2 protein-coding genes are annotated in these 2,484 nt (G+C 40.7%); both read right to left on the reverse strand.

Annotated features, from left to right (window positions below; all coding sequences use genetic code 11):
- Nucleotides 1–119: 119 nt before the first annotated feature.
- Entirely contained in the window at nucleotides 120–1,802 is a 1,683-nt protein-coding gene (gene yidC / locus V7D75_RS11460) for a membrane protein insertase YidC (protein WP_333614657.1), read from the reverse strand.
- A gap of 215 nt (nucleotides 1,803–2,017) precedes the next feature.
- Entirely contained in the window at nucleotides 2,018–2,392 is a 375-nt protein-coding gene (gene yidD, locus V7D75_RS11465) for a membrane protein insertion efficiency factor YidD (RefSeq protein WP_333614658.1), read from the reverse strand.
- Nucleotides 2,393–2,484: the final 92 nt, after the last annotated feature.

Consider the following 2,484-nt stretch of genomic DNA (forward strand, 5'->3'; position numbering starts at 1 on the left):
TCAGCAGTGCGTGATGTAACGATATTACTTTTCTCTCACTATATTGGATAGAAACAATAAAGCTTAACACATAAAAAAACCACCGCCGTAGCGATGGTTTTTATAGATTTAGGCTTTATTTAATCCAGAACTTTGACGGTACGACGTTTTTGTTCTTCTTCAACCTTACGGTTGATGATGTATTGCTGGGTCATACTAAATAAGTTATTCACTGTCCAGTATAGTACCAAACCTGCTGGGAAGAACAGCATGAATGCGGTGAAAATAATCGGTAAAAACTTCATCACTTTCGCTTGCATTGGATCAGCGGGCTGCGGATTTAGTTGCTGCTGGATAAACATCGACGCACCCATTAAGAGCGGTAAAATGAACCATGGATCCATCGCTGATAAATCTTGAATCCACAGTATCCAAGGCGCATGACGCAGCTCAACACTTTCAACCAACACCCAATATAGCGCTAAGAAAATCGGCATTTGCATCAGAATAGGTAAACAACCCGCCATCGGATTGACTTTCTCTTCTTTATAAATTGCCATCATTTCTTGCGACATTTTCATACGATCGTCGCCGTGCTCTTCTTTTAATGCCGCCAGTCTTGGGGCGATAGCACGCATCTTAGCCATTGAGTAGTAGCTTTTATTAGATACCCACATCAAGGCGATTTTAACCAGCAGCGTCAACAGAATAATTGACCAGCCCCAGTTGCCGATAACTTTATGAATACCATCCAAAATCGCAAATAATATTTTTGATATTGGCCAGAGCAAGCCATAATCGACGGTTTGATTCAGACCTGCTGCCACTTCTTTTAGCTCAGACTGTACTTTTGGACCAGCATAGAGAGTTGCATTTAAGGTAATTTGCTTGTTTGGCGCTACATTAACAGGTTGGCTGTTAAAACCAATAAAGTAATCATTGCCCGTTTCACGGCTAAAGAACTTACCCGTAAAGTTTTCAGGCGTCCAAGCAGAAACAAAGTAATGCTGAACGATGCCAACCCAACCTTCATCACTGGTCGTGGTCAACTCGCCATCGTTAAATTTACCGAATTTTAATTTATTATAAGGATCTTCAGGTGTACCCCAAGCGCCGCCCAAATACGTCGCCATGCTTAGCGCGCCTTTATCAGACATGCCGGGGTCTTTACTATCGTCACGCTTTAACTGCGCAAACATCTGTCCTTGCCAAGGATTGGCAGAAGCGTTTTGAATTTGATAGCTGATATCAATCGGATATTTATCTTGGGTAAAAGTAAAGGTCTTAGTAACCGTTACACCATCTTTTTGATAGGTAAGCGGCACCGATAAGGTTTGCTGACCTTTTTCCATCACATAATTATTGGCAGCGTGGCTATATTTGGCGCGACCTTCGGCGGTATCAATACCGTTTGGACCGATAAGACCAGACTGTGCCACGTAAACGCGACCGCTATTATTTTCTAACAACACAAAAGGTTTTTCGCTATTGAGCGTGGCATCATATTGCTTTAACGCCGCATAAACGATATCCCCGCCTTCTGGATTGATTTTAATGTCATAGCGATCGGTTGTGACCGTGATGAGACCCGTATTGGTCGCAGGTGCCTCCGCAACAGCGCCCGCATCAACTGGTAGCGTTTGTGCTGGAATATCACCTGCTGCGCCAGTGGTAGCAGGAATATCAGCCCCTACCGATGTTGATGTTTCTGGTACCGCGTCTACAGCTGGCGCATCGGCATAATCATCTCGCCATGCTAAAATCAGCAGATAAGCGGTGATTAGCATCGCAATGATGATCATCACCCGAAATATCTTTTGCATAAACCTTTCCTAGATTAAAAAATTAGGGAATGAAAAATCAGGCATGTGTCATGACCACCACACAGTATCAACCCCCTTTCTTAGCAGTCATACCAGCAGTCAATCACATAAAATGTTCATCATTTTACTAAAAAACCGCTCTAAATGATACAAGCGTGTGGATAACTTGTGGGTAACTTGAAAGGTATCCACAACTGCTTAGTCGATAATAAAGTTTATATCGACTTCATTAGATGATTTAGCCGAGCCACATAGCTCTTAGTATCTTTATAAACAGACCCGCTTTGCGCTTTGCCATGAAGTGGTGTCGTAGGCGATATATATTGATAATGATAAGAAGACAAAGGTAGTGGCACAAAATCGATGCCATGTCCGCCTAACGGATGACAGCTACTAATACGTTTTAATAATAGCCAACTACCTGTCCAAAGCCCATGCCACGCTAAAGCCTGTTTACCGTAATTTGAGCAAGTTGGATAATAACGACAGCGCGCAGGCAAAATAGGACTGATTACTTTTTGATAAAAAACAATAAAATAATAAAAAAACTTATATAAAAAATTATTTACTACTTTTAATAAAGAATTCATTTTATTTTTTTTCTATTTTTTTAAAGATATTATTAATTTCATTTATTATTTCTTTATTACTTAATTGCTTCATAGACTTTTTGACAATAAAT

The sequence above is a fragment of the Psychrobacter sp. genome (assembly GCF_036731945.1).
GTDB lineage: Bacteria > Pseudomonadota > Gammaproteobacteria > Pseudomonadales > Moraxellaceae > Psychrobacter.